Source organism: Pseudomonas sp. PDM27, assembly GCF_019219205.1.
Taxonomy (GTDB): Bacteria; Pseudomonadota; Gammaproteobacteria; order Pseudomonadales; family Pseudomonadaceae; genus Aquipseudomonas; species Aquipseudomonas laurylsulfatiphila.
The window spans coordinates 666,474-691,252 of the sequence record NZ_JAHUWF010000001.1; the positions used below are offsets into that span (position 1 = coordinate 666,474).

Here is a 24,779-nt window from a genome sequence, read left to right on the forward strand (position 1 = left end):
CATGGAGTCTTTTGATCTCATCGACATTTCGGCATCGGATTGATGTGGTCTGCGATATCGATTGTCGAGACTCAAACACTCGCTAACGGAGATAGCGGCTGAAGGGTTGCGCTGTAAAAGTAGCAAATACGCAACAATGAACAGACAACACTTTTACCATTTCCATCTATTCTGGCCATTGGGTGACAGGCAATGCCGTCGTGGCCCGTGGTAGATTGCGGATGTTGAAAATACTGGAAAGGTACCAAAGGTGACATCAGAGTCGAATCGAATTTCTGCTGCAAGCACGGCCTATACCGATTCGGTTTGCCGTGCATGGGGTTGGTCCTGGCAAGAAATGGGGCAGGTCGACGATGACGGTGTGGATGGGCTGATTTACTTGCGTACCTTGAAGGTGGACGAGGATCGGCCAGAAGATCGGAGGTCGTGGAAACACCTTTTCACCGGTGGTTTGATTCATGTGCAGATTAAGAGCGGGGCTAGCTATGTAGCCCGCACGGGGGAAGATTTTATTGAAATTAAAATTCCTAACATCGAAACCAAGCGAGAGCTTTGGAAAAAATCTCCCCTGCCGGTTGCCTTACTGTACGTAAAGGAGGTGGGAGGTCAAGGGAAGGTACCGAGCCAAGCTTGGTGGGCCGATCTCAAACTGACCGAGTCTTACACCGACAGAGGCACGGTGATCGTTCAACTAAAAAACCGATTTCAACCAGGCATTGAGTGCCTTCGCCCTTTTTCTCGACTCGCCACCGGCCAGCATCGAGCGCTGGGGCTGGCAGAGGTAGATATGTCGAAGCAGGGTAATCTGCCAAATCGTCTTAACCTATTCTCGAAAAGCCTCAAACCTGCTGCCTGGGACTTTTATCAAATTTGGAAGACTGCAGGCGCCTCACATCCCACACTTGGCGCAGTCACAATCAACCGGACTGGTTGGTCTCACATCACTCGAGTGCGACGTCCGCTCTCTCGCATACAGGCGAGCTTTGAGTTGTTACCAGTCGCAGCGCGTATCATTGAGACGGTTGAGACTTGGCACAAGCTACGTAGAGGCTTGAAGACTAGGCAGTTCACCGATGGCTCGTGGGCGCAATACGATTACCTAGGCGTATCGGCCATGGTGAAATGGCCAGCACGGGAAGCTTCAGAAGTGATAGTGATCCTCAAGCGCGAGACCACCCTTATTGAAGATTCAACCGTCGAAGGCTTGGAGACGAAGGATCGGATTCGAATCGTAGGGACCAAAACATGGTTCTACTCCGTCTATGAGCCCGGTAGACGGAAGGGGAAAATTTGACCGGTGCGTCACTCTCAGACTGATCCAGACGTACCAGAAAACTCCAGTACCGGCAGGCTAGGTAACGAGTTAGCCACTCTCTATTGTGTGCGCACCGATCAGACAAAACGGTACCATAACCCTATTACAAAAATCCATGGATAAGCACCACCGTCAGCATTGGGTTGTTTTCTGCCCCGTCATGTACGCGAATCATGCTAGTCAAATCTAATGCAAATGATTGGTCAGCTCGAATGCAAATGGGCGGGCAAGTCTGTGCAATTACCCAAGGCTCTCAGGACAGGCACCGCGCCCGCCTAGGTCCTTTTTTGAGCAGGGGGGCATGCTTGTATTGGTAAGGCCACTGATACGTGGCCTCCTTAAATCTACTCATTGGCCGATCAAATTGCTCTCAACCATTCCAAGCAGGCCTTCAGCAACGGCGCCCTTGCCTCAGTTGATGCACCATCAGCGCCACGTAGAAAATCCTCTTGTTCAAGAATGGCTTCCTCGCCTTTTTCGTGAATACCGAATACATCCTCGATACAGCCGATAGGCCATACCCACGTAGTTCGGGCCAAAAGCTCTTGATGAACTGCTTCCGCTAATTTGAGGCCATCCGCGTCCTGTGCGAAAAGCGCCCAAGTATCCGCCGCTCTCAATCCACCAGCATTGACGGGCAGACCGTTCCCACCCAGCGGCACACCTTGCTCCGCTCCAATTCTGGCCAACACGTCTCTTACTTTGGCCATATCCTCACCGTCTTTTGATAACCAAGACTCGGCACCACTCCTGGCGTGCGTGAAAGCAAAATCCAAGTCTGCAATTACTCCACAGGTGATACCCATAGCTGAGAGCACCGAAACGCCTTTAGGGATGCTGGAGCAGCTGCCTAGCGCCACAAAGCAGATGCGATCAAGCTCTGGCCTCGATCCATAAAGCCTTTCGTACACCAACGGCAGCAGACGCTGATCGGTTTTACCTTCGCAAAGAATTACCTTCTCTGCGAAGTAGATGTCAGCAACGTTGCCTAACTCGAAAAGAGTTCGCGACTGAGCCTGAGCTTCCTCCATTGCAGCAGCAACAGCTTCGCGTAACTGTGCGCGGACGACAGAGCCGTCAACGGGATGCCTCCGAACGATGACTGTATCTGGAGCGTTATCCCTGCTGAGCATTAGGGGGGAGTGGGTAGTGAACACAACCTGAAAGCCCGCTACCGAAAGTTGTTTAAGCGCTTCTCGAAGCTTGCGGACCCCTTGTGGGTGTAAGAAAAGTTCCGGCTCATCAATCAGCAGCATCCGCCTAGAAATGCCCTGTGCGGTGGCTTGGCGCAAATCCGCCAGCAACCGAATGAGCGCCATCTGAATCGCTCGCTGTGCGCCACTTCCCACCTGATCAAATCGTCGACGATCACCGGACGCCTCGTCGGTAACGTGTAAGTCTCCCGATTTAAAGAATTCTTTTACATCGATTGAGGGGACATCTAAATCCAAGCGCAATCCTGGAAAGAACTCTCCAAGGGCAGCGGTAGCGTTATTGTCAAAGCCTGCCAATACAGGAGATCTCTGATCGCCATCAACCGTCAATATGCGTCGAACTGCTTCCAAGGCTTGCGTGACTTCGACATGTGCTGTGAGGATTGGCGTCATGATTTCATCGAGCAGCCCGCGAATAGTGCTGCCAGCTTTTCCTTTTCCTAAATCCTCCGGCACATCGTCCATGGCTTGAATATGAAGAGCTTCAGGAAGCAGAGCAGAAACAACTGACGGCAGTCCCGTCGGGTACGCGCGCCAGGTTGTAGGAATGCCATTGGCATCCTTCTCATCAGGTTGCCAGACCTCCTGAACCGGCTTGGAGGTTCCTGTGCCGGTGGTGCGGATCCATAGCTCTCCATTAACGCAATAGGGTTCAATAGCTAGGCGGTGTCTTGGCTCTGGAATTAACGCGATCAATTCCGGAGTTATTCCAGAAATACAGGCGCTGAGGACTATTGGCAACGCCGGGTCAGAAGCATCCGTTTTAGCGAACGTTTTCGGCGCTAGGACAATTCGGATTGCGTCTAGCACCGTGGATTTGCCAACGTTATTTTGCCCCACCAGAGGGGTAAAGCTGCCGAGGGATAAAGAGACGTTTTTACACGCCCGAAAGTTCTGAATGTGGATCTGGGTCAGTCCATGCACTTCGCTTTCTCCTGATTTGCCCTAACTCTGGGGGGCCGGGGCTTCGGAGGTGGAGCGTAGAACCGATTTCTCTGGTCTGCTTTATTGATAAAGGATTTTCAAGTCGAAAAGTCGTCGATCAACACGGAATGATCTCGAAAGATTTTTCACGCGCGAACGCCACCAAACTCCCGCGTCCCCCCCCGTGATGGATACTCCTAGCGTTCCGGTGGATCCCAACCCTCAAAATGCTTGAGAGCGTCGAAATCACCGATCAGATCCTTCACTTGGGCTAAGCGATCTAATACAACTTGCCGCACTCCTGATTCGAGAAGCTCCGCTTTTTGGGAGAGGTTGTCGAAGAAAACCCGAAAGCGGTTCACTTTTGCCCAGGTCTGAATTACTAATTCGAGTCGATCGCGGCTGTCCTGGATTGCCTTGAGTCGGCACTTTTCCTCTTCCTTACGTCTTCACTCTTCGATCTCTAACTTGTGCCGCTGTCGTTCCTTTCGTTCCGCACTCGTTGGATCTCAACCTTGGCAGCCAGCATTGGCGCCTCGGCGATCAGCAACTTTATGATGCTCGGGATCTTGCCGACCAAATCGCCAGGCTTGTCTTCAACCCAGCGCTGAACCCACTCCACACCGTGGTACGGGGAGTACACCTGCAAGCAGATTCTTCCGCTTGGCATATCGGCGCTCATCATCCATCCATCTGGAAAATCGGAGCGTCGTTTACTCACCGGCAGCGACGTCATTCGGATGTATTTCTTGTCTGGCCGCTTCACGTGAACGTATTCGCTGATCTCATAGATGGACAGACAAAATACGACCGTCCCGACGTAAGTCACCGTTGGACGCTGTGGCTGCCAAAGGGCAGGGTCGACGTACCTATTTGGTGCTTTCTCCCGATGGTCCACGGACTCACGTCCCATGTGAGTCGTAGGGTCAGATAGCGCGACCGCGAGACACTTCTTCATCAGCGCCAAGTTCCCGAGGTCCTCCCGGGCTTGATCACCTAGGTTTCGGACTTTGTTCCAAAGTCGTCCGGCGAAAATTACCATCCGCACGTCACCACCGGTCTCGCCCCCAAAGAATATGAGAAGTTTACATTCTCGTCGGCAGGTGCGGCCGTTTACCACCTTGGTCAGTTCGGCACAGCAGCGGAGAAACTCCACCAGTTCGATCTTGAGCCTTGAGCTGTTTAAACAATGGACCACGTATTTACCACCTACTGGCCCTGCTAGAACTAGCGGACAAGAATGGCTGGGGGTTGATCTACAAGATGAATGCAGGTTGCCCGCGATTCAGGAGCCGTCATCTGTCTGAACCACCTTGGTGATGCCCTTGCTGGCAAGCCAGCTCCACAGAGGTTCGTACCCCGTTCCACCGTCCGCAGTGGCTCGAAAGAAGCCCTTCGTGACAGGCAGCAGTCGGCCAAAAGCGGACACCCGCAAACTCACCCGCGCACCAGGTAGGCCCCTGAGGGAACCCGATATCGCAGCTTCTTGCATTTGCCGGGTTTAGGCTGATGCCCCGGCGGACGATCAGGAAACCAGATTCGGCATTTGCCCGGAGGCGGCATATGGCCGCGGGGAATCTCGACCTCGGCGTACGCCCGCTCTGGCCCGACATTAGCCATTTGCAATTGCCCCTCGGCCCCTACTCTGCCCGCCGTCGGTACATCCGAAACCCGATTTGCCTCTGCAGTAATGAAGTTGCCAGCCTCACGCCCGGTGTCCGCAGTGGATTGCCCGACAACCGCCGCGTCCGCTTCGCGGCGCCTTTGGGTCTCCTCTTCCAGCCCCTTCTGTACGGCGACCACGTCCTCCTTGGCATTGGGTGGGGTTCCCGAAGATTGGGCTTGCTGCGCCGCCTGGATCAACTGGAAGTTGCGGTTGCGCAACTGGACGTTGTTACCCACCCGCATGTTCGAGCGCGCCGCCAAGGTTTCAGCCTGCTGGTACTGTCCCTGCTGAAGTCGCAAAACACCGAGGTAATGCAGCGTCGCGGGATTGTTCGGCTGGATATGCAGGGCACGCTCAAGCGTGGCGGCGGCCTGGTCCAGTTGGCCGTTTTCATACTGCCGCGAGGCTGTTTCGATCAGTGTGGTTGATGCGCTGTTGCTCTGCGCGGGCGCTCTTCGCTCGGCAGCGACAGAACAAAACGACGTGACAGCGCAGAACACCAGGATCAGGACCGGCAGAGAACTCTTGTTTGGCATCAGGGGGCGGACTCGACTGAACTCGGATGGCACTGCCGATACAGGGCCGCTATAGACCAAGCCAACACCCTGAAGTTCCTGCTGCAACGGCCATCGCCACCGCTTCTGTTTGTTATCAGCCCACGCCTGAGACCGTTGGCTATTTAAGCACCGGCCCCCTAGAACTTTTCCCTATTTACCGGTCTATGTGGATAGGCACATCCGCTCGGTAAGCACGCCCCCGCAGGCTACCCGCCGCCAGATGGCCACACGTCCGATTGTCCATCAGAGGTTGTCTTCGCTCATGAAATTCCATGTCCCACGGATGGTGCTGTTCGGCCTGTTCGCGTTCGCGGCAGTGGGCTCGGCATCCGCCACACAGATGAAGGACTCAACCCCTGTTTTTGCAACTCAAGCCCCAGCCATCCAGACTCCCGTCCAGGCCGCCGACAACCCTTGGCCGACCCTGGCCAGCATGGCCGGCAAGCAGCCAGGGCCGTTGCTGGCCCATGACGACCGATACTGGCATGACGGCCGTTGGCACGATCATAGACACGATTGGCGCCGAGACGACTGGCGCAGGGATCAGTGGCGTAGAGATCAGTGGCGTAGAGAGCAAGCCCGCCGAGAAGCCGAGCGCCATCGTGATTGGGAGCGCCACCACGATCGGGCCATGCGGTACCGTTACGAGGACGATCGCCGTTACTATCGTCGCTAGTGCGAAGCCCCGGAGCAATCCGGGGCGGTGCGAACAATAACCCCTGATCGTCCTTGCGCAGATACGATCAACTGCCAGTCCTGATCTTGCTCCAGAGACGGGTGCGTACCCGTTCCATTTTCAGCGAGATCGGCTCCAGCGGGAACAGAGTATCCAAAACCTGCTTCGAAGGATAAACGTCAGGATTATTGCGAATATTCTCATCGACCAGCGCGGTGGCGTCCTTGTTGGCATTCGGATATGCCAAGTAGTTGGAGGACTTGGCGATGACCTCAGGGCGTAGCATGTAATTGATGAAGGCCATTCCTTCCGCTGGATTCGGGGAGTCGTTAAGCAGCACAAGGTTTTCCACCCAAACCGGTGCACCTTCGCGAGGAATGCTATAGATGATATTGCGTCCGTTACCAGCAAGTCTGGAACTCTCTTGTGCCCCGAAAACTCCGCCAGCCCAGCCGAGCACAACACAGATGTCGCCATTGGCCAAGTCAGCGCTGAATTTGGATGAGTCGAAGTAACGGATGTAAGGGCGCAGCTTCAGCAACAGCGCCTCAGCTTTGCGGAAGTCCTCAGGATTCTGACTGTTATAGGGCAGCCCAAGGTAATGCATTACTATCGGAAAAATCTCGCCCGGTGCGTCCAGCATGGCCACGCCGCATTGGCTTAACTTGGCGAGGTTCTCCTCCTTTAAAATCAGATCCCATGAATTGACCGGAGCATCCGGACCAAGGATCGACTTGACCTTGTCCGCATCATAACCAATCCCGGTGGTCGCCCACATATACGGAATTGCGTATCGATTACCGGGATCGTTAGCGTGTAACTTGGCAAGGATATCCGGGTTGAGATGGTGATAATTGGACAATTGCGCGCGGTCTATTTCCTTGAGGACACCGGCCTTTATCAGGTTTGGCAACAGCCCATCGGTAGCAATCACCACGTCATAGCCGCTACGACCGGCCATGACTTTACTTTGCATGACATCGGCGTTATCGAACGAGTCATACGTCGCTTTGATGCCGGTTTCCTTGTGAAAATCTTTCGTCGCATCCGGTGCGATAAAGTCGTACCAACTGTAGATATTCATCTGGGGCTCAGCAGCCTCAGTGCAGAGGATGCTTGTACTCAACAGTGAGGCAAGGACTAGCTGTAAACCGACTTTCGGGTTCATCTGGAGACTCCGGAGCGGTAGCGCTGTTTAAAATACCAGCGCTGCGCCTGCTGATTGTTAGATTTATATGGCAGGGCCGACATCGGCAAGATCAATAACGTATACTGGGAAAAAGAATTCGAGCGACTCAAGGAATCAGCAGCTCGCGACGACCGTCCGTATGCTCGAGTTGTACACCTGTCAGGTGCAGGCGACGGTCGTTGAGATAGTCGTAATCCCGACGGGACTCCTTGAGCTGGCCAAGGTCAAGCGTGACCACCTGTTGACACTCCTCGCGACCGGCCTCAAACATTATTTGCCCGAACGGATTGACCACCGCGCTGCCCCCCGCGAACACCAGGCCGTCGTCCCCTTCTCCCACCCGATTCACCATGACAGCAAACGCCTGGTTTTCCTGGGCGCGAGCCATGATTGCCGTGCGATGGACCGGGCCGTAGGGATCCATGTTGCCGTTGGTGACCAGTATCAGCTCGGCGCCGAGCTGCCCGAGGGCGCGGGCGTTTTCGGGGAGTTCGATGTCGTAGCAGATCAGGATGCCTACACGTACGCCCTTCCACAGTGCCGTGACATAGCGGTCACCCGGCTGGAACAGACCACGCTCCGATGGCCACAAGTGGGTCTTGCGGTAGCGCAAGGCGATACCTTCTGGGGTCACCAGTACCGAGGTGTTGTAAAAGATACCGCCATCATTCTCCGCAATGCCGACGACAACCGAGACATTACGCTTGCGCACCATCTGCTGGACGGCCTGCAAGGTGGGGCCATCCAAGGGTTCGGCCACACTCGCCAATTGCTCGGCATCGACAAATCCCGTCAGGTGGGTTTCCGGGAAGATCAACAGATCCGTGTCAACCGCGCAGGTAGCGATAGCCTCCAAGGTTCGCCCGAGGTTGTGAACGACATCGCCGTCACGGCCAGCCAGTTGCACCAACTCAATCTTCATCTCTGTTCCTTGCACAGTTAAGTAAGGGCCCAATCCGCCAGGGTTGGCCAGAGTATGCTGCGCGGTAGAGCGACACGTAATTACCCGCCAGGGGTAACTACAAATGAGTAGAGACGTGAAAGCGACATTGCAGGATGGGGTTGAAATCAAGTGAGCGTCCGCTAATTCAGACGGAGGATCGCTCTAATTTCTGATGGGTTCAATCACCCTGCTGGACCCTGCGTCCACACAGGGAATGGCCGCTTCACGCCACGAGGAAACATTCTCCACCTGGCTCGATCAGACCGCCCCCAGGCACCAGCCCTTCTCATGCCGATTGTCTGCGCCAGGTACCGGGTGATGTGCCGAACTGGCGTTTGAATGCGCGACTGAACGCCGCTTCGGATTCGTAGCCCACTGCAAAGCCGATTTGCGCCACGTTACCGCGACCTTCGCGCAGGTGTTGAGCCGCCACGTGCATACGCCAGAGCGTCAGGTATTGCATCGGTGGCTGTCCGACCAATGCCGTGAATCGCTCCGCGAATACCGAGCGCGACATGCCCACTTCAAGCGCCAGGGCTTCCGCCGTCCAGCCCTCGGTTGGACGGGCATGGAGCAGCGCCAGTGCGCGCCCGATATGCGGATCTCGCAACCCCGCCAGCCACCCGCGCCGTTCCGGGGGGAGGTTCGCGACATACTGGCTGACGGCTTCGACGAACAGCAGTTCGGAGAGCTTGGCGATGACCGTTGTCGAGCCGACGCGCCCCGCCGCGATCTCACTGACGGCGAAACGGAAAGAGCTTTCAATCCAGGCGCCCGAAGCCGTCGCGCGGACATCCAGCTTCAACAAGGATGGCAGCGACGAAAGCAACGGACTGAACGGTGTTTCAGAGCCGAGGAATCCGCACAGTAACTGTGTGGCCTCGCCGCCCCCGCCGCACTTGATGCGTGATATGCCGCCGACTTCCGGCGGCTGAATGACTTCGCGCGCCGACATGGGTGCAATGCCTAGATCACTGCCAAAGGTATGAACGTCATTGCGAGGAAGCAGAATGAGTTCGCCTGCCCGCACGTCGAGGGTGGGGCCATCGTCGATGCGCAATTGCATGTGCCCCGCCGCGACAAAATGCGAGGCAATGATATGTCGAGGGGCCGCCAGGAACGGTTTGCAATCGTCGGCGGAGATTCTTCCGCTCAGACACCAGGGCGCAGTGAACTCCGCCTCGAGGAAGACCCCTCCAGACAGCCGAATCACCCGCAATACATCAGATAGCGCATCCAGCAATTGCCAGCCCTCCTTTCCGGAGTCCCGAGCATGTAATCAGGCGCACTGGTCATTCGCCGCCTGAACGGCGAGGCCTAGATTAGCACCAACGCGGGCTCAGTGATCGAGACGATCCCCAGACGCTTCACCGATTGTCATTGACTCCCGCGCTAACCGTAATTGGCCCATCCCAACTCGACCACGCCAGCCGGAGATCAGTATGAACACCGCCGCTACCCTGCCCCGCCCGGACTCGGGCAACGCCGCCCGTTATGCGCAACTCGTCAGATCCTCGAAGAAAGCGGAATGGCAGATCGATCGCGACTTGCTGCAGGACCGCAGCTTCGACTTCTCGCGCAAATTCCTGCCCGACGGCCTGTCGCATATCGACCGCCTGACCTTCCTCGGCGCAGACGAGGCGCGCCTGCTCAGCCAGATTCAGGGCCGAACCTATGCGTACATTTTTGGCCTGGTCGAGCGTTTTATCAGTGCCAAGATGCTCGACCAGGGTCGGGCCCATGTATTTGACGATCAGCTCGCACTCGAAGCGCTGGTGCGTTTTTCCAACGACGAGATCAAGCATCAGGAGCTGTTCCGGCGTATCGAGACGATGATGGGTTCTCGATTGCCGGCGGGATATCGTCAGGTTGCCGATCCGAACGATGTGGCGCGCGCGGTGCTGGCGGCCAGCACCTGGGCGGTACTGGCGCTGACCTGTCATATCGAGCTGTTCGTGCAGACGCACTACGTGCAGAGCATCGCCCCGCGCGAGGAGTTGTGCCCACTGTTCAGGGACGTCTTCAAGTTTCACTGGAAGGATGAAAGCCGCCACGTCGTACTCGATGAACTGGAGTGGGAGGCGGAGCACGCGAAACTCTCCCCGGCCGAGCGCGACCAGGCCGTGAACGATCTGATTGCCCTGGTGGCGGCCGTCGACGCGATCCTGCAGGCACAATCGGCAGCCGATGCCGACTACTTCATGGGAAATGCTTCACGATCGTTCAGCGTCGATGAGACCGCGCAAATCAAGGCCTGCGTGCTGAGCGCTTACCGCTGGCAATACATTGTCTCGGGCGTGCAGCATCCACACTTTGGCCGGCTGCTTGCGCGCATGACAACCCCGGCACAGATGTCCAGGGTCCAGACCGCACTGGCACCCATCATGGGCCAGTGATCGACAGGACGCGACCGACCGCGTGTCGGTCGCGCGACAGTGGGATGACGCGCTGAAACTGATGGATTGAGGATGGCAGCCATGACGACTCCGATGTGGATGCTGCTTGGATTTGCGACCTGGACCTTACTGTTGTTGATGGCAACCGTCGGGGTCTATCGCTGGGTCAGAATCCTGTTCTCGAATGTTCCGATCGCTTCTTTCCGAAGCGATCAGCTCGAAGGCGAGGATTGGTATCGGCGCGGGACAAGAGCACACGCCAACTGTGTGGAAAATCTGCCGGTCTTTGGCGTCATCGTGTTCGTGATTTCAGCCCTTGGTGTCGACGGTCCTGCGGTGAGCTACTTGTCCATGATCGTCCTGATCGCTCGTGTGTGTCAGTCTCTGGTTCACGTATCCCATGTGCAGACCGACAGCTTCGTGGCGGTTCGGTTTACCTTCTTTTGCCTACAATTGATCTGTTTTCTCGCACTCATGGTCATCGCCGCTGGTTACGGCGCAGGCATACTCAAATAGAGGTTCGACCATCCGGCAGGGAATGTCTCAACCAATCGCAGACGCCCCTGTCTAACCTCTTTAACCAGGACGAATCAGGAGAACAGCATGCGCACACTGACCGTTGCCGCGTTCGTGAGTCTGGACGGCGTCATGCAAGCCCCCGGCGGGCCCGAAGAGGATACCAGTGGCGGATTCCGCTTCGGTGGCTGGATCGTGCCCTACGCCGACCAGACAACCGGCCAGGCCGTACAGGACCTGTTCTCGCAGCCGTTCGAGTTGCTGCTGGGGCGTCGTACCTACGACATCTTCGCCGCCTATTGGCCGCACGCTTCGGCCGACTCACCCCACCACACCATTGCCGATCTGTTCAACGGCGTCCCCAAGCACGTGGCCACCCATCGCGGCGATTCGCTGGAGTGGCACAACAGTCATGCGCTACAGGGCAACCTGGTCGACGCGATCAGCGCGCTCAAGTGCCAGGACGGTCCTCGTCTACTGACCCAAGGCAGTGGCGACCTGGTGCGCCAACTGCTCGCCGCCGGCCTGGTGGACGAGTTGCGGCTGATGATTCACCCCATCCTGCTGGGACGCGGCAAGCGCCTGTTCGACGACAACGCACAGGCGGCGGCCTTCACCTTGCTGAACTCGATCAGCTCACCCGGGGGTGTGCTGATCGCTCGCTATACCCGCAGCGGCGAGGTGCGCACAGGTACGTTCTAACGTGGCGGGCGGCGATAGCCTCGCGGTTGGGGTATGCCTCACGCCACCTGCAGCAACTTCGCGTAAGCCTGCAAATGGTGATCGTCATCGCCAAACTGACGCGCCACCATCAGCAAATGCCTGGCGTGGTGCGACAGCATGTACTCCCAGGTCAGGCCGATGCCGCCGTGCAACTGGATACCCTGGTCGGCGACAAAGCGGCTGGCGCGACTGACGATGAACTTGGCGGCTGCCAGGATGCGGCTGCGTTCGTCACTGTCCGCCTGATCGGCCACGCAGGCGGCGAGCAGTGTCATGGACGTGGCCTGGTCCAGCTCGATGCGCATGTCCACCATACGGTGTTGCAGCACCTGGAACTTGCCGATGGGCTGACCGAACTGCTGGCGGGTTTTCAGGTAGTCGAGGGTCAACGCGCACGCCGCTTCCATGCTGCCGACGGCCTCGGCGCATTGCGCGGCGATGCAACGGCCCTGCTGATAACGCAGCGCCGGCAAGGCCTGCCCCACTGCGCCGAGTACCGCACTGCTTTTGACGAACACGTCGTCCAGGTACAGCTCGCAGGCCATCCGCCCGTCCATGGTGGCGAAATCGCGTCGACCGACGCCGCGGTCTTGCGGGTCGACCAGAAACACCGTGATGCCCTTCTCGTCCCGAGCCCCGTGGCTGGTGCGCGCCGAGACAAGAATCAGCCCGGCGCTCTGACCGCCGATGATCACCGACTTGCGGCCATTGAGCTTCCAGCCGCCGCTGACCGCCTCGGCGGTCGTCTGAACGTCGTGCAACTGGTAGTGACTCTGCGGCTCATCGAGGGCCACGGCCAGTTGCAGGCTGGCGCTGCCGACCTGCGGCAACAGCGTGTCTTTCTGGGCGGCGGTGCCCAACTGGTCGACCAGGCCACCGGCGAAAATCACCGAATGCAGGAAAGGCTCCAGGCACAGGCCACGGCCCAGTTCGGTCATGATCAGCATGTTCTCCACACCGCTGCCACCATAGCCGCCATAAGCCTCGGCAAAGGGCACGGCGCAGAGGCCGAGGTCGCCCAGTTGCTGCATGAACGGGTCGCTGAAGCCGTGTCTGCTCTGGCGGTATTGCTCGCGATGCTCGAAACCATACACGTCGCGCACCAGGCGCGCGGCGGTTTCCTGCAGCATCATTTGCTCTTCTGTCAGTTTGAAATCCATGATCGGGGCGCCTTACAGTTCGAGGATCATTTTCGCGATGATGTTCTTCTGGATTTCGTTGGCGCCGCCATAAATCGAGGCCTTGCGCGCATCCAGGTACTGGTAGGTGGCCGCGCTGCTGTAGTCGGTGTACAGCAAGGGTTCGCTGCCGTAACCCAACTCATCCTCAATGAACGGCAACGCGTACGGCCCCACGGCCTTGCTGATCAGGTAGGTGATGGCCTGCCGGATCTCGGTGCCCTTGATCTTCAGGAACGAGCTTTCGGCGCCGGGTACTTCGCCGTTTTGTGTCGCCGCCAGGGTTCGCAGGTTGCTCATTTCGGCCGCCATCAACTGCATCTCGACTTCAGCGATCTGTGTGCGGAACAACGGGTCGTCAATCAATGGCCGGTCATCGCGGACTTCCTGGCTGGCAATGCGCTTGAGCCGGGTGAGCAATGCCTTGTTCTGCGCGATCCCGCCGATGCTGGTGCGCTCGTGGGTCAGCAGGTACTTGGCGCAGGTCCAGCCCTCGTTCTCCTGCCCGACCCTATTCGCCACCGGCACCCGCACGTTGTCGAAGAACACTTCGTTGACTTCATGCTCGCCGTCGAGGGTGATGATCGGCCGCACGGTGATGCCGGGGGTTTTCATGTCGATCAGCAGGAACGAAATGCCCCGTTGCTGACGCGCCTCGGGGTCGGTGCGCACCAGGCAGAACATCCAGTCGGCGAAATGCGCCAGCGTGGTCCAGGTTTTCTGGCCGTTGACCACATAGTCATCGCCCTCGCGCACCGCACGGGTTTTCAATGACGACAGATCAGAACCGGCACCCGGTTCGGAGTAACCCTGGCACCACCAGTCTTCACAGGAAAGAATCCGCGGCAGGAAGTGTGCTTTCTGCTCGGCGGTGCCGAACTTGATGATCACCGGGGCAACCATTTTCAAACCGAAGGAAGATACTTTCGGCGCCCCGGCCGCAAAGCATTCCTCGTCGAAAATATGCTTTTGCACATCGCTCCAACCGGTACCGCCGAACTCGACAGGCCAGCCCGGTGCGAGCCAGCCTTGCCGGTTGAGTGTGCGCATCCATTGCACCTGATGCGCTTTGCTCAGGCGCTTGCCCAGGGCGATCCGCTCGGCGAATTCAACGGGTAGGTGATCACGAAGAAATGCGCGCACATCCTCGCGAAACGCGCGCTCGTGCGCAGAGAATTCAATGTCCATCCATCCACTCCAAAAGCATTGGGGCTTACCCACACCCCCTGTAGGAGCGAGCTTGCTCGCGATGGTCTCCAACGATAACGCTGGCTTCCTGACTCCCCGCGGCGTTCTCGGGTTTTTCGCGAGCAAGCTCGCTCCTACAAGGAAATGACGGGGCTTATCAATCGAAAACAATCACCGAACGCGCCAGTTCACCGCGACGCAGCTCATCGAACGCCTCGTTGATCTGGTCCAGACGAATGCGCTGGGAAATCATTTCATCGAGCTTGAGCTTGCCGGCCATGTAGAAGTCGACCAGGCGCGGCATGTCGACCGGGAAGCGGTTGGAACCCATCAACGAACCCTGGATACGGCGTTCATGCAGCAGTTGCAGCGGGTCCAGCTCTATTTTCAGACCGGGCTTGAGCATGCCGATCACGGTGGCGGTACCGCCGCGCGCCAACATGGCAAAGGCTTGCTCGGCGGTTTGCTTGAGGCCGATGCATTCGAAGGCGTGGTGCACACCGCCACGGGTCAGTTCCATCACTTGCCTGGCGGCATCGCCGTCCCGGCCGTTGATCAGGTCGGTGGCGCCGAACTGTTTGGCCAGTTCCAGCTTCGAGTCGAGCATGTCGATGGCGATGATCCGCCCTGCCCCGGCCAGTGCCGCGCCGTTGATGGCCGCCAGACCGATGCCACCGCAACCGATCACGGCCACGGTTTCGCCCGGACGCACCTTGGCAGTGTTGAACACCGCGCCGGTGCCAGTGGTCACCGCGCAACCGAGCAATGCGGCGCGGTCCAGCGGCATGTCGCGACGGATCGCCACGCAGGCGTTTTCGTGCACCAGCATCTGCTCGGCGAACCCGGACAGGTTGACGAATTGCGGCATCGGTTTCTGCACGTAGGTCAGGCGCGGCTCTTCGTCCTTGTCACGTTTGGTTTCCGGCGACACGCAACGCGCCAGGTGGCCGGTGACGCAGTGCTCGCAATGGCCGCAGAACACCGTCAGGCAGGTGACCACATGATCACCCGGCTTGACCGAACGCACTTCGGAGCCGACCTGCTCGACCACGCCGGCGGCTTCATGACCCAACACCATCGGGCCGGGATACGGAAACGAGCCGTCGATGACGTGCAGGTCCGAGTGGCACACCCCCACGGCTTTGGTGCGGATCAACACTTCACGCGGGCCAGGTTTGCTGATGCCCACTTCTTCAATGACCAGCGGGGCTCCAACCTGATGGAATACGGCAGCTTTCATGACAGTTCTCTCGACAATGATGTGGGGTTCAGGCCGGGTTGGCCGCTGTACGCAAAACGGCTTTGGCATGGCTGAAGGTGCGGAAACCGTCGATGCCGTGATAGGCCCCCATGCCGCTCTGGCCGACGCCGCCGAAAGGCAGGCCTTCGGTGCTGGCATGGCTCATCACGCCGTTGAGGGTCACGCCGCCGGAACAGGTACGGGTCAGCACCAGGGCTTCTTCGGCGGCATCGTTGCCGAAGTAGTACAAGGCCAGCGGACGCGGCCGCGCATTGATCCGGGCGATGACTTCGCTGAGGGTTTCGTAGGGTTTGATCGGCAGCAGCGGACCGAAGATTTCGTCCTGCATTACCTGCAGGTCGTCGCCGGGATTGCGCAGCAGCGTCGGTACGATCTTGTTCAGCGGCGACTGGCTGAAATCTTCAGCGCCGGCATTCAGTTCGATCAGCTCGACACCCGCGGCGCGGGCCTCGCTCAGGTAACCCTGCAAGCGTTCGAAATGACGTGTGTTGATGATGGAGGTGTAGTCGGGGTTGTCCATGAGCGTCGGGAAGAACTTCGCCACCACGGCTTTGGCCACGGCGATGAAAGCCTCTACCGACTCTTGCGGGACAAACACGTAGTCCGGAGCCACGCACAACTGACCGGCATTGAGCAGCTTGCCGATCACGACCTTGGCCACCGCTTCGTTGAAGTTTGCCGAACGCGAGATGATCGTTGGCGACTTGCCACCCAGCTCCAGGGTCACCGGCACCAGGTTTTCCGCCGCGGCCCGTAACACGTGCTTGCCGATGCTGGTGGCACCGGTGAACAGCAAATGGTCGAACGGCTGGCCGCAGAACGCCTGCCCGACGTCCGCACCACCCAGCACCACCGCCACTTCGTCTTCGGCGTAGACCGAGCGGATCAGCCGCGCGATCAGCTCAGATGTATGCGGGGTGAATTCCGAGGGTTTGATCATCACCCGATTGCCCGCCGCCAATGCGCCGGCCAGCCCGCTGAACACCATGTAACCCGGCACGTTCCAGGCCGTGACGATGCCCACGACACCCAGCGGCTGGTATTGCACCCAGGCTTCGCCGGCGCGGGCCCGACGTTGTTCCGGACGCATCCATTCGGCCAGTTCGGCCTTGGTCTGCTGCAGTGTCGCCAGTGGCGACAGCACTTCACTGCCCTTGGAGAAACCCGGGCTGCGATGGCCGAAATCAGCGGTCAGTGCCTCGACGATGTCCTGTTCGTGATTGACCAGCAAACCGATGGCCCGGTCGAGCAACTCACAGCGCTCTTCAAGGGTATAGGGTTCGCGGTCCTGGAAGGCCGCGCGCTGTTTTTCCAGGATCGTGCGGATGTCACAGCTCGTCGAACTCTCGATGGCGCTCATCACTACCTCTCTTGTTTTTGTCAGGCCGCGGCCACGGCCGGGCGGCAATGCACAGGGTCTGGCTGCATGGTTGATCATCGCGGGCGCCACGCCGCCACCCGGATCAGGTGGGTGGCGTGACGGCGATGAATTCAGGCGAGGATGCCCATGGCCTTGGCGCTGTTGATGGCCTGGGTGCGACGGCAGGCGCCGAGCTTGACGTTGATGTTCTTGGCGTGGGTTTTCACGGTGTTTTCCGAGATGAACAAGCGGCTGCCCACTTCGCGTACCGACATGCCCTCGGCCAGCAACTTGAGCACCGACACCTCGCGGGGGGTCAGGTCATCCTGGTAATCCGGCACACCCGCAGAGAGACGAGTGACAGAAACCTGGCCGGTTTCGGCGGGCTGTTCACGGGCCAGAATGCGGTTTTTCTGCCGGGCAATCGGTGCCTGATACAAGGCGTTGTCGATCTTGCCACACTGCATGCGCCGCTCGGCCTCATGCAACAGCAAATGAGCCTTTTGTGGGTCGTGGTTGCGCGAGGCAATCTCCGCGAGCAGCAGATAGGCATTGAGTACAAAGGGTGCGCAGCAATCGCGGACCTGTAGCAACCCCGCCTGGATCACCGCTTCGGCTTCGCTGCAATGCCCTTGCTGCAGCAGCAACTCACCGCGCAGGAACAGCAACCGACCGAGCAACGGATAAGGCTGCGACGAGACCGGGGCCAACCGGTCCAGCTCAGTGCGCAACAGTGCCTGGGCAAAACCCGCTTGTCCCCTGAGCATCATCAGGCGGACCCGGTCGGCATTGACCAGCACTTCCGATTCATGACTGCCCTGGCGCCGGGCCAACTCCAGCGACTGATCGAGCAAGGTTTGCGCTTGTGCAAGATCGCCGGTCTCCATGGCAAGGCGCGCCAGGATGCAATGGCACAACAACACCGACAACCAGTCCTCTCCCCCAAGATAATCAAGGGCTGCACGGCAATGCAGGCGCGCCGCCCCGGTCTGTCCACGCAAGGCCTGCAAGGTGCCAAACAACGCCTGCCAGTTCGCCAGCAGGCGTTGATTGCGTACCGGGTCGGGCAACGGCAAAAAATGCCCCAGACGCGCCAGGCACTCGGCGGCTTCGTCCAGTCGCCCACTGAACAGCAAGGCCTTGGCGCACAGATAGATCAGACGCGGGCTGCTGTGCAATAACTGCGGCTCGATGCGCTCACGCCAATCCATCAGTTTGCTCAAGTGCCGTTCTCTGAGAATCCAGCTCAGCCACAGGCGCTCCATGTAATTGGCAGCCACTTCAGGTTGATCGGCACACAGTGCCTGCTCCACCGCGTCGTCGACATGCCCTAGCACACTGAGCAGCTGACAGGCCCGCAAGCGCAGCCGGTTCAACGGTGCACCGTTCAATTGGCTTTGCAGGGCTTGCGCCACGGCGGGTAGCAGGCGGAACCAGCCGGGTTGTTGCTCGATCGGGAACACAAAGGCCTGGCACTCCAACAGACTGTTGAACACCCGCGCCGCTTGCCGGCCTTCCCACAACTGTTCGCAGAGGTCCGCACTGACGCGGGACAAATGTGCCAGCCCACCCATCACTTCGCGCTGCTCGTCACTCAAGCGCGACAACAGTTCACGTTCCAGGTATTGGCCGAGCAATGGCGATGGCTGGGCATGATCCAGCGAAAGCGACAGGCGAACACCGGCGCACCACCCGCCGGTCTCATGCCAGAGAGTTCCCCTGGCCAGCGCATCGGTGTGTGGCGCCAGGGCGTCAATCAGCGATTCGAACTCATCGGGGCGCAGGGCCAGTTGCCGGGCACCGAACTCCAGCAACTGACCGGTCAGCATCAGGCGCGGCAGATTCCAGTCCGGACGCTGGCGGCAGGTGACCAGCACCTGCAGTTGCGGGTTTTTGAGGGACAGGAGTTGGTCGAACCAGTGGTTCAGGTCTGCGGGCATATCCACGGGAAGATCGTCGAACACCAGGCGGATCGCGCGGGATTCGTTGGCCCCTTCGCGGGCAAGCCCGCTCCCACAGTTGACCGCGTCCCCCTGTGGGAGCGAGCCTGCTCGCGAAAGCGGCGTAACAGGCACCGAGAGTCCTGAATCAAGAAACGCCAATACCCCATCCGGTGCAGTATCCACCGGCAACCCAAGCGCCCCCGCCAACCTGGCAATAAAGTGCTCCAGCGTCTGCCGCTGTCCGCCCAAAGCCATCCAGACCACCGCCCCCGACGGCGCAATGCCTTGCAAGTACTGCTGCACCAAGGACGTCTTTCCATACCCGGCAGGCGCACAAAGCAGTTGCAAGCTACACGGCTTGCCCTCAAGTGCATCGATCAGATGCGGCCGTGGCACAAACATGGCGGACCTCGCTGATGGGGAGTAGGCACCATCATTGAGCCCGCCGCCAGATAACGCGCCACCCGCATCAGGTGGTAGGTGCCGAACAACGCACAACGCCCTGCGAACAGGGCGTTGTCTGAAGCGCGGCAACGGGTCAGCGAATGCCGTCGTTGCGCAGCGCCGCCGGGGTGAAGTCGGTCATCTTCGCGGTCATGCCGTACGTCGTGGCATGCCTGGACTGGTTGGTCATCGCCAGGACGTTGTAGCGACCGGCAATCAGGTCGTAGATGCCGAGCATGGAGAAGTTCGACGAACCGCGCTCGTAATCGTTGACCGCATAACCTTCCGCTACTCGCCACAGCTGACCGCGGCCGTCGTAGTGATCGACCTCGGCCAGTTGCCAGGTGTCCTCGTCGAAGTACATATCGCGCTTGGCATAGACGTGACGCTGACCGGGCTTGAGCGTGGCCTGTACGTGCCACACGCGGTGCAACTCGTAACGGGTCAGGTCCTGGTTGATGTGCCCCGGTTTGATGATGTCGTCGTATTTGACCTTCGGCGACTGCAACTTGTAGTTGTTGTACGGGATGTACAGTTCCTGTTTGCCCACCAGTTTCCAGTCATAACGATCCGGCGCGCCGTTCATCATGTCGGTGTTGTCGGCGGTGCGCATGCCGTCGGAACCGTTGCCCGGGCCGTCATACGCCACTTGCGGTGCACGGCGCACGCGGCGCTGACCGGCGTTGTAGACCCATGCCAGGCGCGGTTCCTTGACCTGGTCGATGGTCTCGTGGATCAGGACCACGCTGCCGGCCATGCGCGACGGCGCGGTGATTTCCTGTTTGTAGTAATACAAAACGTTATCGGCCTGCCCGGCATCGACGCCTTCCATCAACTGTGGAAAGGCCAGTTTGTCTTCGTACTCGACGATGGAATAGGAACCGTTGGTTTGCGGTGCCGCCTGGGCCGCGATACGTTCCATGTTGCCGCCGCGATAGCGGTTGGTGTGGTTCCAGTACACCTCCACACCGCTCTTCGGAATCGGGAACGGGTAATAGCGGGTCTGGGTGAAGTTCACCAGGCCGTTGCCGTCGGGCGTCAGTTCGGTGGTCACCGCACTCTTTTTGGCGAGGTCATAGATGTTCTGTGGCGACGCGGCCGTGCGTTGGGTCTTGTACACCGGGATCCGGTAGCTGTCCGGATAGCGCTTGAACATCGCCAGTTGACCTGGGGTCAGCTTGTCCTTGTACTGCTCGACGTTGGCTGCCGTGATCACGAACTGCGGCTTGTCACCGGCAAACGGATCGCCAAGAAAACCATTGTCGAGTGGCGCCGCGCCGGGTTTAAGGCCACCGGTCCAGGCAGGAATGCTGCCGTTGGCATTGCCCTCTTTCTGTGCTCCCAACGGCGTCAGGTTGGTGCCCAGCTGGGCCGCTTCCTGCGGAGTGACTGCGGCCATGACCCCAGTGGCCAGCAACGACAGACTCAGTGCGCCGGCGCGCAGAATTAAACGTGCGTTCATGTTCAGTTTCCTCTGGCAGGGTTGCATCAGAAATTCACGCCGAAGCTGAGCGCGGCGTAGTCGCGGTCGACGTTGGTATTGAAATCGCCACCGAAGTAATTGGTGTAACTGAGGCTGGCGGTGTAGGTGTTCTGGTAGTCGGCATCGACACCGAGGCTGACCGCCTTGGAACCTTCATCGAAGTTCGGGCCGTAACCCTGGACGTCGTGGGACCAGGCAAGGTTCGGCGACAGGTTGATACCGGCGATCGCGTTCGGGTAATCGAGTTTGCCACGCAGGCGATAGCCCCAGCTGCTGCTGGTGTAGAAGCCATCGTTGTTGCACTCCTGCGCCGGGTTGCTGGCGTTGGGCTGGCCCACTGCGCTGCCACGGCAAGTGGCGGCACCGGCGGCACCCGGCAGTTCGCCGGAACCGAAGGCCGGGCTGCGACCGAAGCGCAGGTCCGTACCGTCCGCCTTGCCCAGGCCGTTGATCTTGTTGTAACCCACCTCGCCCACCAGGGTCAGGCGACTGGCACCGAACACCTGATCGAAGAACTGCGTCGCGGTCACCTGCGCCTGGGTCACCGGCATGCGCTTGTAGCCATTGACCTCGCCACCCAGGGTTCGCCCGGCGAAACCGGTGGTGATCAGAGGCGATGTGGCGCCGAAGGTCGCCGCAGACAACAGGTCGGCGGTGTTCAGTTGCAGCGGCATGTTCGGCCGGTAGCTGAGTTCCCCCCCCAGCGAAACGCCCGCGACGTTGGTCTGGAAGCTCAAGCCATACAGGCGAATGTCCTCCGGATAATCGATGAAGTAGCGGGCACTGCGCGCCGAAGCCACGCCCCCGGCCGGGTTGCTCATCTGGTTGATGCTCAGGAGCGGGTTGCGGCTGTGATAGTTCATCGCATAGGCGCCGAACTCGGTGTCGTTGGCTTCCGGCACGTACCAGCGCAGGGCCAGGCCATACTGGCCGCTGTCGCGTGCATCGTTGTCGTTGAGGCGCGGGATAAAGGCGTCATCGGTGCCTGCGGCAATGGCCGCCAAACCACCGGTGTTCTTCGCCACGCCCGGTGGCAGGTCGAGACCGGCGATCACCAGGCGGTCGTCACAGCCTTGCGGTACGCCGTCATTGCCAAAGAAGGTGCCGCAGTTGTCCACCACCGACTTGTCCCATTGCAGCTGGTAAAACGCTTCGGCGGTGATGTTGTCGGCCAGGCCCTGGGACACGTACAGCAGGTTGACCGGAATCAGGCCTTCCTTCACTTCCGCACCGGGACGACGCAAGGCGGCGACGTCGATCGGGTTGATGCTGTTGATCGAGTTGCCGATGAACGTGCTCTCGCCCCAGCTCACTACTTGCTTGCCCAGGCGCACGTTGCCGACCTGATCGCCAATCGAGTAGTTGTGGTAGACGAAGCTGTCGAGGAACATCGCGCCGGAGGACTTGGCCGCGCGATCTCGCCCCGAGTCGTTGATGTCATAGAACGGGCGGCTCTCGTCCATCAGCTCGAAGTCGTACCAGTATTTACCGCGCACGAAGGCGCCGCTGTCACCGTACTTCAGCTCCAGGTCATGCACGCCCTTGAAGATCTTCGAGAAGGTTTCACCCTTCTTGAAATTCAGGCGGTTGTCGTCGGTGGTCCGGGACGCGGACTTTCCGCCGGTAACGCCCTGTGAGTTGAAGTTGGAGATGAATTGCTTGTCCGGATCAGCCGTCGACCAGCTCGCCCCTATCGACAGCGATGAATCGAAACTGCCCTGAACTTCCCCGATATTGAAATCAACAGCGTGAGCCTGATTGCTCGCGCAAGTGGCAATCATTACAGCGACGGCCAGCAGACTCGGCTGGAAGACTCCGCGCATTGTTTTTGTTGTCATGCGGTTTCTCCGGTTAAGGATTAAGTGTTGGAGCGCCCATGCTAGTGGGGCTCCGGCCCGTCCCTCACACCCAAACGGGTGATTTGAGGGGGTGTTGGTCGCGAGGTTTCGCGCGGTGTAACAGCCCAGTTCAAGCCGGGCGTTACGCTCGGTGACATTCACCCGGTAAAGTTCGGCACGCGCTTGTCGATAAAGGCCGCCACGGCTTCGCGGTGGTCGGCGGTCTGGTGCGACAGCACCTGGAACGTCGCGGACATTTCCAGCAGCGTGTCGAGTCGGGTGTGCAAGGCTTCGCGCAACAAACGCTTGGCCAGACGCACGGCGTGAGGCGGGTTGGCGGCAATCGACGCGGCGATTTCCCGTGCCGTATCCAGCAACTGTTCGGCGGGAACAACGCGGGACACCAGATTCCATTGCTCGGCCTGGCGAGCGTCGATCATTTGCCCGGTCAGGGTCAGTTCGGTGGCGCGGGACAGACCGATGATCCGTGGCAACAGCCAGGCGCCGCCGTCCCCCGGAATGATCCCCAACTTGACGAAGCTCTCGGCAAACTTCGCCTGCCCGGACGCCACGCGGATGTCGCACATGCAGGCCAGATCCAGCCCCGCGCCAATGGCCGCGCCATTGACCGCGGCGATCACCGGTACTTCCAGATTGAACAGCGCCAGGGGCAGGCGCTGAATGCCGGTGCGATATTCCTGACGCAATTGCATGCCCGACATTTGCCCATAGCGGTCCATGTCGCGCACGTTGCCGCCGGAGCAAAACGCTGTGCCGGCGCCGGTGATGATCACGGCACGCACGCTGCTGTCGCGCTCAATGCGCTCGATGGCTTCGAGGAACTCCGGCACGGCACTGTTGCCGGTCAACGGATTGCGTCGCTCGGGGTCATTCATCGTCAGGGTGACGACATGACCGTCCTGTTCGTACTTCAAAAACGGCTTCATGGCTGATCCTCAAGCGGTGGGAGACGGGGTGACGTGACGCACGAATTCGCAGGCCGTGACGTTCGGCTGCGTCAGCAACGCCTGGCCGACAATCCCGTTCCAGTACGTTTCCGAACCTTCGCTGACGCGCCACTCGTGCAGGCGCCGGGTGAACAGTTGCAGGTCCAGTTCTTCGGTCACGCCAATGGCGCCGAACAATGCATGGGCGATGGCCGTGACTTGAGGCACCGCCATGCTGGTCCGCGCCTTGGCAATGGCCGTCGCCATCAGCGGCGGCACCTGCGAATCGCCGGTAAACGCCAGTTCAGCGGCGATGCGCGAAGCGGCAACCTGCTCGGCCATCACACTGAGCTGGTGTTGCACCGCCTGGAACTTGCCGATGGCCTTGCCGAACTGCACGCGGTCGTTGCAGTACTCCAGCGTCATGGCGAGTGCCTGCTCCATGGCGCCGGCGATGGCGGCGGCGTGGATAGCGGCGTTGAACACCCGTACTTCCTCGCCGTTATTGCCGATGGCACTGCCGACTGAGTCCTGCGACCAGTACAAGGTGGCGCATTGGCTGCCGTAAACGCCCGTGGGCTGACGGCGGGCCAGGCTGCAATCAAGCAGCAACAACTCGCCTTCCAGGTTGACCAGGGCGAAATCGGCCATCAAGCCAAACGCCACCCGTGGCACGCACAACAGGCCATCGGGCTCGCGATGGGCTGTACCGGCCAGGGTCAACATGCCGCTCGGTGGCGCGCTCGGGCAGTCACGCATCAACGCGCGAGCGGCCATGCTTTGCGCCGCCGGGACCGGTAACGCGCAGCGACCGAAGGCGACAAAAATCGGCAGCAGTGCGTTGAGCGCAAGGCCCGCGCCACCGGCGACTTCCGGCGTCAGCAACTCGAGAAAACCGCTGTCTTCCAGGGCGCTCCACAACGTCGTTGCGCTGTCTGCGCTTTCCACGGCACGGACCCGCGCCGGCGTGCACAAGTCGCTGAGGATCTTTTCAATGGCTTCAGTGAACATGAAGTAT

The 24,779-nt window shown here is 59.5% G+C and carries 19 protein-coding genes and 1 pseudogene; 5 read left to right on the top strand and 15 right to left on the bottom strand.

Annotation, left to right across the window (positions count from 1 at the left end; all coding sequences use genetic code 11):
• Nucleotides 1–250: 250 nt before the first annotated feature.
• Nucleotides 251–1,294 (top strand): DUF4365 domain-containing protein, encoded by a 1,044-nt coding sequence (locus KW838_RS02985; protein ID WP_218500329.1) that lies wholly within the window; start codon nucleotides 251–253, stop codon nucleotides 1,292–1,294.
• Nucleotides 1,295–1,674: 380 nt separating this feature from the next.
• Here the strand turns inward: KW838_RS02985 and KW838_RS02990 are convergent, their stop codons facing one another.
• The 3 genes and pseudogenes from KW838_RS02990 to KW838_RS03000 all read right to left on the bottom strand — a co-directional run bounded on the left by KW838_RS02990 (nucleotide 1,675) and on the right by KW838_RS03000 (nucleotide 5,655).
• On the bottom strand, nucleotides 1,675–3,453 hold the full coding sequence (locus KW838_RS02990) for an AAA family ATPase (RefSeq protein WP_218500330.1): 1,779 nt from the start codon (nucleotides 3,451–3,453) through the stop codon (nucleotides 1,675–1,677).
• Between the two features lie 197 nt (nucleotides 3,454–3,650).
• Nucleotides 3,651–4,420, bottom strand: a pseudogene (locus KW838_RS02995) (hypothetical protein); the annotation flags it as partial.
• Between the two features lie 470 nt (nucleotides 4,421–4,890).
• Nucleotides 4,891–5,655 carry a tetratricopeptide repeat protein gene (locus tag KW838_RS03000; protein WP_218500331.1) on the bottom strand — a complete coding sequence of 255 codons (765 nt, stop codon included), beginning with the start codon at nucleotides 5,653–5,655 and terminating at the stop codon, nucleotides 4,891–4,893.
• 283 nt (nucleotides 5,656–5,938) lie between these two features.
• Between KW838_RS03000 and KW838_RS29410 the strand changes: the two genes are divergently transcribed.
• Nucleotides 5,939–6,352: a hypothetical protein gene (locus KW838_RS29410; RefSeq protein ID WP_256358700.1), complete on the top strand. Its 414-nt coding sequence runs from the start codon at nucleotides 5,939–5,941 to the stop codon at nucleotides 6,350–6,352.
• A gap of 67 nt (nucleotides 6,353–6,419) precedes the next feature.
• Here the strand turns inward: KW838_RS29410 and KW838_RS03005 are convergent, their stop codons facing one another.
• The 3 genes from KW838_RS03005 to KW838_RS03015 all read right to left on the bottom strand — a co-directional run bounded on the left by KW838_RS03005 (nucleotide 6,420) and on the right by KW838_RS03015 (nucleotide 9,727).
• Nucleotides 6,420–7,520, bottom strand: a complete 1,101-nt coding sequence (locus tag KW838_RS03005) for a polyamine ABC transporter substrate-binding protein (RefSeq protein WP_218500332.1) — start codon at nucleotides 7,518–7,520, stop codon at nucleotides 6,420–6,422.
• Nucleotides 7,521–7,647: 127 nt separating this feature from the next.
• The gene (locus tag KW838_RS03010) at nucleotides 7,648–8,463 is read right to left on the bottom strand and encodes a carbon-nitrogen hydrolase family protein (protein ID WP_218500333.1); all 816 of its coding nucleotides are present in this window, start codon (nucleotides 8,461–8,463) and stop codon (nucleotides 7,648–7,650) included.
• A gap of 307 nt (nucleotides 8,464–8,770) precedes the next feature.
• Nucleotides 8,771–9,727, bottom strand: a complete 957-nt coding sequence (locus KW838_RS03015) for an AraC family transcriptional regulator (protein WP_218500334.1) — start codon at nucleotides 9,725–9,727, stop codon at nucleotides 8,771–8,773.
• Nucleotides 9,728–9,926: 199 nt separating this feature from the next.
• Here KW838_RS03015 and KW838_RS03020 point away from each other — a divergent pair, with 199 nt between their 5' ends.
• The 3 genes from KW838_RS03020 (at nucleotide 9,927) to KW838_RS03030 (ending at nucleotide 12,098) form a co-directional block, all read left to right on the top strand.
• Nucleotides 9,927–10,880 (top strand): diiron oxygenase, encoded by a 954-nt coding sequence (locus KW838_RS03020; RefSeq protein WP_218500335.1) that lies wholly within the window; start codon nucleotides 9,927–9,929, stop codon nucleotides 10,878–10,880.
• An 81-nt stretch (nucleotides 10,881–10,961) separates the two neighbouring features.
• Nucleotides 10,962–11,396: an MAPEG family protein gene (locus KW838_RS03025; protein ID WP_218500336.1), complete on the top strand. Its 435-nt coding sequence runs from the start codon at nucleotides 10,962–10,964 to the stop codon at nucleotides 11,394–11,396.
• Nucleotides 11,397–11,483: 87 nt separating this feature from the next.
• Nucleotides 11,484–12,098: a dihydrofolate reductase family protein gene (locus tag KW838_RS03030; RefSeq protein WP_218500337.1), complete on the top strand. Its 615-nt coding sequence runs from the start codon at nucleotides 11,484–11,486 to the stop codon at nucleotides 12,096–12,098.
• A 38-nt stretch (nucleotides 12,099–12,136) separates the two neighbouring features.
• On the opposite strand, the gene KW838_RS03035 is transcribed toward KW838_RS03030, so the two are convergent.
• From KW838_RS03035 to KW838_RS03075, 9 genes are all read right to left on the bottom strand, one after another.
• Nucleotides 12,137–13,279 carry an acyl-CoA dehydrogenase family protein gene (locus KW838_RS03035; RefSeq protein WP_218500338.1) on the bottom strand — a complete coding sequence of 381 codons (1,143 nt, stop codon included), beginning with the start codon at nucleotides 13,277–13,279 and terminating at the stop codon, nucleotides 12,137–12,139.
• Nucleotides 13,280–13,291: 12 nt separating this feature from the next.
• The gene (locus KW838_RS03040) at nucleotides 13,292–14,485 is read right to left on the bottom strand and encodes an acyl-CoA dehydrogenase family protein (protein ID WP_218500339.1); all 1,194 of its coding nucleotides are present in this window, start codon (nucleotides 14,483–14,485) and stop codon (nucleotides 13,292–13,294) included.
• 157 nt (nucleotides 14,486–14,642) lie between these two features.
• On the bottom strand, nucleotides 14,643–15,725 hold the full coding sequence (locus KW838_RS03045) for a Zn-dependent alcohol dehydrogenase (RefSeq protein WP_218500340.1): 1,083 nt from the start codon (nucleotides 15,723–15,725) through the stop codon (nucleotides 14,643–14,645).
• A 28-nt stretch (nucleotides 15,726–15,753) separates the two neighbouring features.
• Nucleotides 15,754–17,106, bottom strand: a complete 1,353-nt coding sequence (locus tag KW838_RS03050; protein WP_218500341.1) for a coniferyl aldehyde dehydrogenase — start codon at nucleotides 17,104–17,106, stop codon at nucleotides 15,754–15,756.
• Nucleotides 17,107–17,237: 131 nt separating this feature from the next.
• Nucleotides 17,238–19,352 (bottom strand): LuxR C-terminal-related transcriptional regulator, encoded by a 2,115-nt coding sequence (locus tag KW838_RS03055; protein WP_371317812.1) that lies wholly within the window; start codon nucleotides 19,350–19,352, stop codon nucleotides 17,238–17,240.
• Between the two features lie 235 nt (nucleotides 19,353–19,587).
• A complete protein-coding gene (locus tag KW838_RS03060) occupies nucleotides 19,588–20,955 on the bottom strand; it encodes a DUF1329 domain-containing protein (protein ID WP_218500343.1) in 1,368 nt (455 codons plus the stop codon).
• Nucleotides 20,956–20,981: 26 nt separating this feature from the next.
• Nucleotides 20,982–22,814 (bottom strand): DUF1302 domain-containing protein, encoded by a 1,833-nt coding sequence (locus KW838_RS03065; protein ID WP_218500344.1) that lies wholly within the window; start codon nucleotides 22,812–22,814, stop codon nucleotides 20,982–20,984.
• A gap of 158 nt (nucleotides 22,815–22,972) precedes the next feature.
• A complete protein-coding gene (locus tag KW838_RS03070) occupies nucleotides 22,973–23,761 on the bottom strand; it encodes a crotonase/enoyl-CoA hydratase family protein (protein ID WP_218500345.1) in 789 nt (262 codons plus the stop codon).
• Nucleotides 23,762–23,770: 9 nt separating this feature from the next.
• A complete protein-coding gene (locus tag KW838_RS03075) occupies nucleotides 23,771–24,772 on the bottom strand; it encodes an acyl-CoA dehydrogenase family protein (protein ID WP_218500346.1) in 1,002 nt (333 codons plus the stop codon).
• Between the last annotated feature and the right edge of the window lie 7 nt (nucleotides 24,773–24,779).

What these genes read in the sequence shown, in the direction of transcription:
- KW838_RS03000 (WP_218500331.1), bottom strand. Translation starts at nt 5,655, where the DNA reads ATGCCAAACAAGAGTTCTCTGCCGGTCCTGATCCTGGTGTTCTGCGCT.
- KW838_RS29410 (WP_256358700.1), top strand. Translation starts at nt 5,939, where the DNA reads ATGAAATTCCATGTCCCACGGATGGTGCTGTTCGGCCTGTTCGCGTTC.
- KW838_RS03005 (WP_218500332.1), bottom strand. Translation starts at nt 7,520, where the DNA reads ATGAACCCGAAAGTCGGTTTACAGCTAGTCCTTGCCTCACTGTTGAGT.
- KW838_RS03010 (WP_218500333.1), bottom strand. Translation starts at nt 8,463, where the DNA reads ATGAAGATTGAGTTGGTGCAACTGGCTGGCCGTGACGGCGATGTCGTT.
- KW838_RS03020 (WP_218500335.1), top strand. Translation starts at nt 9,927, where the DNA reads ATGAACACCGCCGCTACCCTGCCCCGCCCGGACTCGGGCAACGCCGCC.
- KW838_RS03025 (WP_218500336.1), top strand. Translation starts at nt 10,962, where the DNA reads ATGACGACTCCGATGTGGATGCTGCTTGGATTTGCGACCTGGACCTTA.
- KW838_RS03030 (WP_218500337.1), top strand. Translation starts at nt 11,484, where the DNA reads ATGCGCACACTGACCGTTGCCGCGTTCGTGAGTCTGGACGGCGTCATG.
- KW838_RS03035 (WP_218500338.1), bottom strand. Translation starts at nt 13,279, where the DNA reads ATGGATTTCAAACTGACAGAAGAGCAAATGATGCTGCAGGAAACCGCC.
- KW838_RS03040 (WP_218500339.1), bottom strand. Translation starts at nt 14,485, where the DNA reads ATGGACATTGAATTCTCTGCGCACGAGCGCGCGTTTCGCGAGGATGTG.
- KW838_RS03045 (WP_218500340.1), bottom strand. Translation starts at nt 15,725, where the DNA reads ATGAAAGCTGCCGTATTCCATCAGGTTGGAGCCCCGCTGGTCATTGAA.
- KW838_RS03050 (WP_218500341.1), bottom strand. Translation starts at nt 17,106, where the DNA reads ATGAGCGCCATCGAGAGTTCGACGAGCTGTGACATCCGCACGATCCTG.
- KW838_RS03060 (WP_218500343.1), bottom strand. Translation starts at nt 20,955, where the DNA reads ATGAACGCACGTTTAATTCTGCGCGCCGGCGCACTGAGTCTGTCGTTG.
- KW838_RS03065 (WP_218500344.1), bottom strand. Translation starts at nt 22,814, where the DNA reads ATGACAACAAAAACAATGCGCGGAGTCTTCCAGCCGAGTCTGCTGGCC.
- KW838_RS03070 (WP_218500345.1), bottom strand. Translation starts at nt 23,761, where the DNA reads ATGAAGCCGTTTTTGAAGTACGAACAGGACGGTCATGTCGTCACCCTG.
- KW838_RS03075 (WP_218500346.1), bottom strand. Translation starts at nt 24,772, where the DNA reads ATGTTCACTGAAGCCATTGAAAAGATCCTCAGCGACTTGTGCACGCCG.